We start from the raw sequence: 348 nt of genomic DNA, 5'->3' as shown, positions 1-348 counted from the left end.
TTCCATCTTGTGATCAGCTATATCGCGCTGGAAGCGTGCCAGTTCTTTTTCGATATCCATGTTTCTCTCCTGAATAAGTAAGGCCACCGCTTGGGTGGCCTGTGTCGTTACGCTGCTTTCAGCACCTTGCGGGCGCCGCTGCGGTCCATCGGCGAGACAATGCCCGCCGTCTCCATAGCCTCCACCAGTCTGGCCGCCCGGTTGTAGCCGATGACCAGGTGCCGCTGCACATTGGAAATCGAAGCCTTCCTGGTGCTGATAACCACCTCCACAGCCTGCTCATAAAGCGGGTCTGGCGTTTCACCAACACCCCACGGCGTGGCATCGTTGGCCGCATCTGTCTCGGCT

1 protein-coding gene is annotated in these 348 nt (G+C 58.3%); it reads right to left on the bottom strand.

Annotated features, from left to right (window positions below; all coding sequences use genetic code 11):
* Positions 1-107: 107 nt before the first annotated feature.
* Positions 108-348 (bottom strand): DNA translocase FtsK (locus FLQ44_RS13650; protein WP_276607861.1); only part of this gene is annotated, 241 nt, incomplete at its 5' end.

This window comes from Vogesella mureinivorans, assembly GCF_007644035.1.
Classification (GTDB): Bacteria; Pseudomonadota; Gammaproteobacteria; order Burkholderiales; family Chromobacteriaceae; genus Vogesella; species Vogesella mureinivorans.
This window is presented reverse-complemented; position numbering and strand designations above follow the sequence as displayed.